The sequence below is a fragment of the Pseudomonas fluorescens genome (assembly GCF_001902145.1).
GTDB classification, from domain to species: Bacteria; Pseudomonadota; Gammaproteobacteria; order Pseudomonadales; family Pseudomonadaceae; genus Aquipseudomonas; species Aquipseudomonas fluorescens_BV.
Genome location: NZ_MRST01000011.1, coordinates 53,446 through 61,610 on the forward strand (window position 1 = coordinate 53,446; position 8,165 = coordinate 61,610).

The following is an 8,165-nucleotide window of genomic DNA, read 5'->3' on the forward strand; positions in this document are numbered from 1 at the left end:
CATTTCTCAGCGTCCACTGAAGTCATAACTATGCCTAGTCACATCCAAGTACGGGTGCATCGCTGCGCCCCGATTTTGCCATTCCAGCACCGCACGATAATGCTGGGCGGTTTGATGAGTGCGGCCGTGATCGCCAGCGATGTCGCGCTTGCGTCTGAGTTGAGCTTTGATCTGAACGCATTCTCCAGTGGCCTGGCGTCGTCGGTTGACACGTCACGGTTCAATACCAGCAACCAGATGAGCCCTGGCATATACCGCGTAGATATCGTAGTCAACGGCCAGACCCTGGGGCGCAGGGAGGTGGAGTTTGTTGCGGCCCATGCAAAGACCGGGGCGCAGCCGTGCTTGAGTCGTGAAGTATTGGAAAAAATCGGTATCGCGATGAATAAAGTCGATACCGATGCCCATGAGCGCGAACTCTCGAACCCTGCCGCAGCCGGCCAGTACTGCGGCGACCTGGGCCAGTGGATTCCGATGGCATCCAGCACGTTCGATCCGGGTGCACTCGAGTTGGCGGCCAGCGTGCCGCAGGCCTACATGAAGCGTTCCATGCGCGGCTACATTGACCCCGAGTTGTTGGATGAGGGCATTGCCGCCGGGCTGCTCAATTACAACTTCAGTACCAATACGGTCACCGCAGGTGAAGGTGACGGTCGCACTTACCTGGGCCTCAATGCCGGTATCAACCTGGGCGCCTGGCGCTTGCGGCACCAGGGTGCCCAGGCCTGGAGCAACCGCACAGGCTTTGAGACTTATCAGAACACCTCCACCTATGTGCAGCGCAGCATCATCCCCTGGCAGTCACAACTGACCCTTGGAGACACCTTCAGCAACGGGCAGATTGTCGACGGGGTACGCGTGCGGGGCGTCACTCTGGCCACCGACGACCGGATGCGCCCGCAGACGCAGCAAGGTTACGCACCGCAGGTTCGGGGGACGGCCGACAGTAACGCAACGGTCACGGTCAGCCAGAACGGCTACACCATTTATGAGACCACGGTGCCGCCCGGCCCCTTTGTTATCAGTGACCTACATGCCACCGGCTACGGTGGTGATTTGATCGTCAGCGTGACCGAAGTCGACGGGCGTCGGAACACCTTCGTCGTGCCGTACTCGGTGGCCCCGCAGTTATTGCGCGCCGACACGACAAAGTACAGCGCCACCTTGGGTAAGGTGCAGCAAAAGGGCGTTGATGCAAAGGGCGCCAACGTCTTTCAAGGCACTTTGCAGCACGGTTTGACCGATGATCTGACGGTCTACGGTGGCGGTAGTGTTTCCAAAGGCTATGAACAGGGAAAGCTCGGTATCGCGTTGAATACGTCCTTCGGTGCCTTCTCTCTGGACACTGCCACCTCGCATACCGAGGTGCCCGATCATGGGCGCCAGTCCGGGCAAAGCCTGGGCCTGGGTTACAACAAAAGCCTGCCGGCCTCGGGTACGCATTTTGCGCTGGGTGCGTACCGGTTCTCCACCGAGGGTTACCTGAACCTGCAGGATGCACTGAATGTGCGCGAAATCGCGAGCCGGGCAGGTGATATCAACAGCTATGCCCGGCAAAAAAGCCGGCTCGACATGACAGTCAGCCAGCAGTTGGGTATCGGCACCTTGAGCTTGTACGGCAGCTCCGTCGACTATTGGGGAGGACAGGAAGGGCGCCAGGTTTCATTCACCGCCAGCTATGGCTCGACCTGGAACAAGGTCAACTGGAACCTGTCGGCACAGCGTTCCAGGGTCCAGGACACGCGACAACTGACCCAAAGCGAGCTCAGCGACGATGTGTTTTTCGGGCGTATCGGCCAACCCGGGCGTATCGATAACCGCTACATGCTCACACTGTCGATGCCGCTGGGGGGCGAATCACGAGCGCCGACGATCAATACTTCGTTCTCCCGGGACACCGGTGATACACGGGGCAGCCAGCAGCAGGTGGGCATCAACGGGTTCCTGGGCGAGGACACCGCGCTCAACTACGGTGTTTCAGCCAGCCGCGCGACCAGTGAAAGCACTCATTCCAGCCAGTTCAACACCTATGCCGGCTATCGCACGGATGCCACCCAACTGCGTGCCGGATATAGCCAGAGCCGCGATAGCTCGCAGCTTTCGTTTGGCTCCGATGGTGGGGTGGTCGTTCATGCCGCAGGTATCGCGTTCTCGCAAAGCCTAGGCGAAGCCTCGGCGCTGGTGCATGTGCCAGGTGCAGAAGGGGCCAGGCTCGGGGGGAGCAGCGGTGCACGGGTCAACAGCAGCGGGTTCGCTGTCGTGCCCAATCTGACGGCGTTCCAGAATAATGCGGTGGAAATCGATCCGGAAGGCATGTCGATGGATGTGGAGCTCCAGGAGTCGACGCGCAACGTCGTACCGACCTCGGGCGCAGTATCGCTGGTCAAGTTCGACACGCTCAGTGGCCGGGCGGTACTGGTCAAGGGCGTCCACGAGAATGGCAGCCCGCTGCCATTTGCAGCACAGGTATTTGATGCGCAAGGGCGTGAGGTAGGCGTGGTGGGGCAGGCCAGTAAAGCCTTCGTCCGAGACATCCCGCAGGAAGGTCGTCTGACCGTCAAGTGGGGCAGCAAAATCGCCGAGCAGTGCGATATCTACTACCACATGCCGCCGATCACCGAGGGCCAACGACAGGCCACTACCGATTACCTTCAGGGGGTGTGCGTGGCAAGCCAAGGGCGCCAGGTTGCGGGGCAGCTATGAGTGAGTGCCGATGGATGACTGTTGCGGCGCATGACTTATTCGATATGACAGAGGTGTTGTTTTCATGACTAGGTTTTCACTTGCCAGCGTGGTGCTGGGAGGATGGATGGTGGCGCTGGAAGCTCAAGCGATCACCTGTGCCCCCGGGCCGGCGGTGAATATTTCCATTCCCCCGATCACGGTTGCGGCCGGGCAGCAAATCGGGCAGGTGGTGGGGTCCGCCAACGGCTATCGCTTCGACAGTCCTCCATCGTCCGCGCTTCGGTGTACCACACGAATTGCTTTAGGGGCACAGGCCAGGCTGGCACTGGTCAATAGCACGCCGACGGGCCGGACATTTTTCGCTAGCGGGCTTTCAATGCCAGTGTATGCCACCAATGTGCCTGGGGTGGGGTTTGCCCTGATGGCGAGGGACCCGAACCGGCCGTTCATGGCCATCAACACGGCAGGTGTCACACTCATTGTTGGAGATGCCAGAGCAAGGCCCATTGTCCTTGGGCTTGATACCCGAATTTTTTTTGTTGCCACAGGCGCCATAACGGGTGGCACGATCACCGCCAGAAACATTGCAAGGTATACGATCACCGGCACGCCCATCAGCGGCGCTGGTTATTACGCAGTGAACTTCTCCAACGTCACCATCAATGCGCCACGAAAACCCACCTGCAGCGTCACAACACCTTCGGTCGCCATGCCTATGCCGGCCGTGGCTGTTCGTGATTTTCGCGGCGTGGGCAGTTTCGCCGGCAGCGTGACCCGCAATATCACACTGTCATGTACGGGTGGCACCAGCGGGGCGACGCGTGACGTATTTGTGACGGTGACAGACCAGACCGCGCCGGCTAATCGCAGCGACGTGCTGTCCTTGACCCGTACCTCTGTGGCCAGTGGCGTTGCTTTGCAATTACTACGGGGGAACACGCTGGTGCGCTATGGGGCTGATTCCACGACGATTGGGAACCCGAATCAGTGGCTGGTCGGCAGTACTGGCAATGCGACTGTCCAGATCCCTTTGACCGCACGTTATATCCAGACCGCGTCCTCGATCCGTCCCGGTAGCGCGAACGGGTTGGCGTCATTCACAATGAGCTACCGATGAGCAGCGCGCTTTGGCGCGGAAGCCTGGGCGTGCTGATGAGCTTGCAGGCAATGGCCGTGCAGGGCGAAATCGTGATTGACCGCACGCGTGTCATCTACCCGGTTACCGCGCGCACGGTGGTGGTCAACCTGCACAATGAGGCTGACAGTCCGCGCCTAGTGCAAGCGTGGATCGATGACGGCGATGCGATGGCGGCGCCCGAGAACAGCGATGTGCCGTTCACGATTACGCCACCCATCGCCCGTATGAACGCGGGTACCGGGCGCGCCTTGCGGATCATGCATCATCAAACGCCAAAACAGGTGGCCGACCGGGAGTCGGTGTACTGGCTGAACGTACTGGCAATCAGACCGAGCGTTGAGGCATCCGATGAAACCAACGCCCTGCAATTTGCCTTTCGTACGCGGATCAAGCTTTTCCTCCGGCCCGCCGAATTGCCGGGACAGGTGCAGGACGTGGCTCATGCGCTTCAATGGTGCCTGAGCCGAGGGGACGACGCGGGGTTGGAGGTGCTTAACCCCACGGCGTATCACGTGACCTTGTCTGGTGTGGTTCTGACACTCGGTGGTGTGGAGCATCACAGCGAAGATCCGCCGATGGTTGCACCTTATGCTACTGCACGAGTTGCGATACCTGAGTTGCCTAGCGCCGGCCTATCCGGCCCGCAATTACAGTTCACCACCTTGGATGATGATGGGGCTACTCAACACCATCAATCACAGTTGCAGTTTGTCGACTGTTCATCGGTCAAACCCTACGCTGCCGCACCAGATGCTTGAACCCTTCGAACACCAGCACCATGACCGCGATCCAGATCGGGATGTAGGTCAGCCATTGGCCTGCCTTGATCCCTTCACCCAGCAGCAGCGCCACCACCAGCAACAGCACTGGCTCGACATAACTGAGCAGCCCGAACAGGCTGAACGCAAGCAGCCGGCTGGCGATGATATAGCTCACCAACGCAGAAGCGCTGATCAGACCCAGTATCGGGATCAGCGCATACAAATTGGGGTGGGCATCCATCACTGCAAAGCCCTGTTCGCCGCTTTGCACAAACCACCATGCCACCGGCAGCATCAGCGCCATGTCCAGCCACAGGCCGCCCAGGTGGTCGGTCTTGAGGTATTTACGCACGATAAAGTACAGCGGGTAACCGATGATCACCACCAGCGTCGCCCAGGAGAACCCACCGGCCTGGTATAACTCGTTGAGTACCCCGAGCCCGGCAAAAAACACCGCGATCTTTTGCAGGTAGGAAAGCTGTTCGCCCCACACCAGGCGCCCGGTGAGCACCATGGTCAGCGGCAGCAGGAAGTAACCGACCGACACATCCAGGCTGCGCCCGTTCAGTGGCGCCCACATGAACAACCACAGCTGCACGCCGAGCAAGACCGACGACACCAGTACGCCGCCGATCAGCCGTGGCGTGGCCGCGAGCATGCGCAGCAGCTCCCATACCCGCCGCCACTCGCCGCTGACGAGCATGAACACCGTCATGCACGGCACGGTAAGCAACATACGCCAGCCGAAAATTTCCAGGCCACTCAAGGGGGTAAGCAATGATGTGAAGTAATACATCACGGCAAACAACACCGAGGCCAAGACCGACAACACAACACCTTTAGACACGCTGTCCTCGCGAAAGCCGATTATTGCGTCGGCAGTCTACAGGCGCGCCAACCGACCGGATACAAAATGCCCCACATCGTTGAACCCCGGCGAGGACGAATGCCCCGGCGTGACCAACGAATCAATGAACGCCTCGTCTTCAGCGCTGATCTTCACCGCCAGCGCCCCGGTGTAGGCGTCCCACTGCGCCTCGGTCCGTGGCCCGACAATCGCCGAGCTTACCGCCGCATTGTTCAGCACCCAAGCGATTGCGAACTCGACGATCCCCACGCCACGCCCTTGGGTATATTGCTGGATCTGCTGGGCAATGCGCAGTGATTCAACCCGCCACTCGGTCTCCAGGATGCGTTTGTCCTGGCGCGCGGCACGGCTGCCGGGCTCGGGCGTGGCGTTTGGAGCGTACTTGCCGCTGAGGACCCCTCGGGCCAGCGGGCTGTAAGGCACCACACCCAGGCCGTAGGCCGTTGCGGCGGTGATCTGCTCGACCTCGGCCTGGCGATTGACGATGTTGTACAACGGCTGGCTGATGATGGGTTTATCGACGCCCAGGCGTTCAGCCACGCGAATCACTTCAGCGATGCGCCAACCCCGGTAATTGGACAGGCCCCAATAGCGGACCTTGCCCTGGCGGATCAGGTCACCGATGGCTGAGACGGTGACCTCCAACGGCGTGTCGTGGTCTTCGCGGTGCAGGTAGTAGATGTCCAGGTAGTCGGTATCCAGGCGTGCCAGGCTGGCGTCCAGCGCGTTGAACAGACGCTTGCGGCTCAAACCGCTGCGGTTGGGCACGCCGTCGGTAGGGCCGAAGCCGACCTTGGAGGCCACCACCCAATCCTGGCGGTTGCGTGCAATCGCCTCGCCAACGATTTCCTCGGAGCGCCCGCCTGTATACACGTCAGCCGTGTCGATGAAATTGATGCCCTGGTCCCAGGCTTTGTCGATGATGCGCAGCGAATCTTCAGTGCTGGTCTGTTCGCCAAACATCATGGTGCCGAGGGTGAGTGCGCTGACCTTCAACCCGGACTGGCCCAATGTGCGGTAATTCATGCAAAGCTCCTCATGGCAGGCAAATGTAAGTGATGCAATACCAGACCCGAGCGCTCTGGAACAAGCCCTGGGCGCATTTCTTCATGTGCGTAGCAAAGTCAGGCAGCGGGCCTGCAAAAAACGGTGCAGCACTTTCACGCGTTCCGACACTTGCAGGCGGTGCGGGCACATCAGGTTGAACGGCGCGGGTTCGCCTTGCCAGTCGGGTAGCAAGGGGACCAACCGCCCAGCCTGGATATCACGGGCCACGTCCAGGTTGGCCTTATAGGCAATGCCATGCCCCGCCAACGCCCAGCGGCGGACAATCTCGCCGTCATCGCTGAGGTAGTCACCGCTCACTTCAACCTCTTGGAGCAACGCCTCCTGGCGGAAATACCAGGTGTTATTGGCCTGGCCCCGGCGCATATAGCGCAGCGCGCTGTGGTGGGCCAAATCTTCGGGCGTACGCGGGGTGCCATGGCGCGCTAGGTAGTCGGGGCTGGCGCAGGCAATGCGATGGTGGTCGGGTACCACCGGCAGTGCTACCAGGCTGGAGTCTCTCGGCACGCCAAAGCGCAGCGCGATGTCGACGGTGTCGCGAAACAAGTCAGCATTGCTGTCGTTGAGCAACAGTTGCAGACGGATATCGGGGTGCTCCAGCTTGAACTCATCCAGCCAGCCCAGCAGCACATTGCGACCAAAATCCGAGGGCGCGGCCAACTGCAATAAACCACTGAGGCTCTGGCCTTGTTGCTTGATGGCGTGCTCGCCTTCCGACAGCGCCTCCAGCGCCACCCGCACACTGTCCAGGTAGCGCCGCCCTTCTTCGGTCAGGCGCATGCTGCGCGTGGAGCGGGCGAGCAGGCGGATACCGAGCCGGGTTTCAAGGCGCTTGAGGGCAATACTGGCTGCCGCTGGCGTGAGGCCAAGGCTGCGGGCGGCGGCCGTCAGGCTGCCGGTGTCGGCGCTGCGCACGAAGACTTCAAGGTCGAGAATCGAGCTCATTGATAAAAATCCTTTAAAGATCTTGTCGTTTTACCCGGATTTTTCATCGATTACCAAGCTGGGAAGATGAACGCTCACTTTCTCACTCAGGTAATTTCCCCATGACCTCTTCCCTCAATGGTAAAACCGTCATCGTCATTGGTGGCAGCAGTGGTATCGGCGCAGCGGTGGCCCAGGCAGCTTTGGCGCGCGGCGCACAAGTGGTCGTGGCCGGGCGCCGCTTGGCGTCAAGTTCCGACAACGGGCTGCGCAGCGAACCGGTGGACGTCACCGACAGCGCCTCGTTGCAGCGACTGTTCGAAGCCGTAGGGCACTTTGACCATCTGGTCTACACCTCGGGGCCATCGGTGCGGGCCAAGCCGTTGAGTGAAACCGACCTGGATGAAGCCCAGGACAACTTCGATGTGAAGCTTTGGGGCGCGCTACGTGCCATTCAACACGCGCTGCCCTTTCTGCATGAACACGCCAGCATCAGCCTGACTTCGGGCCAACTGGGGCGCAAATTGGCGGCGGGGCAGTTCATCAAGACGGGCATTAATGCTGCGACCGAGGCGTTGGGCAAACAGTTGGCCAAGGAACTGGCGCCGCGTCGGGTCAACGTGATCAGCCCTGGGGTGATTGACACGCCGGCCTATGCCGGGCTTGGCGAAGAGCAGCGTCTGGCGATGTTTGCCAAGGCGGGCGGGGCCTTGCCGGTTTGGCC

7 protein-coding genes are annotated in these 8,165 nt (G+C 60.5%); 4 read left to right on the forward strand and 3 right to left on the reverse strand.

Annotated features, from left to right (window positions below):
• Nucleotides 1–30 precede the first annotated feature (30 nt).
• From BUE92_RS01040 to BUE92_RS01050, 3 genes are all read left to right on the forward strand, one after another.
• Nucleotides 31–2,703, forward strand: a complete 2,673-nt coding sequence (locus tag BUE92_RS01040; protein ID WP_073521583.1) for a fimbria/pilus outer membrane usher protein — start codon at nt 31–33, stop codon at nt 2,701–2,703.
• A 64-nt stretch (nt 2,704–2,767) separates the two neighbouring features.
• Nucleotides 2,768–3,802, forward strand: coding sequence for a fimbrial protein (locus BUE92_RS01045; protein WP_075294569.1), 1,035 nt, complete (start codon nt 2,768–2,770; stop codon nt 3,800–3,802).
• Nucleotides 3,799–4,581, forward strand: coding sequence for a fimbrial biogenesis chaperone (locus BUE92_RS01050; RefSeq protein ID WP_073521585.1), 783 nt, complete (start codon nt 3,799–3,801; stop codon nt 4,579–4,581). Before BUE92_RS01045 ends, BUE92_RS01050 begins: the two co-directional genes overlap by 4 nt.
• Here BUE92_RS01050 and rarD read toward each other — a convergent pair.
• The 3 genes from rarD to BUE92_RS01065 all read right to left on the reverse strand — a co-directional run bounded on the left by rarD (nt 4,550) and on the right by BUE92_RS01065 (nt 7,462).
• Complete coding sequence (gene rarD, locus BUE92_RS01055; protein WP_073521586.1) at nt 4,550–5,431, reverse strand: EamA family transporter RarD; 882 nt, start codon at nt 5,429–5,431, stop codon at nt 4,550–4,552. The two genes, BUE92_RS01050 and rarD, sit on opposite strands and share 32 nt — an antisense overlap.
• Before the next feature lie 36 nt (nt 5,432–5,467).
• Entirely contained in the window at nt 5,468–6,478 is a 1,011-nt protein-coding gene (locus BUE92_RS01060; protein ID WP_073521587.1) for an aldo/keto reductase, read from the reverse strand.
• 81 nt (nt 6,479–6,559) lie between these two features.
• A complete protein-coding gene (locus BUE92_RS01065; RefSeq protein WP_073521588.1) occupies nt 6,560–7,462 on the reverse strand; it encodes a LysR family transcriptional regulator in 903 nt (300 codons plus the stop codon).
• A gap of 101 nt (nt 7,463–7,563) precedes the next feature.
• On the opposite strand from BUE92_RS01065, the gene BUE92_RS01070 reads away from it, so the two are divergent.
• Nucleotides 7,564–8,165 (forward strand): SDR family oxidoreductase (locus BUE92_RS01070; RefSeq protein WP_073521589.1); only part of this gene is annotated, 602 nt, incomplete at its 3' end.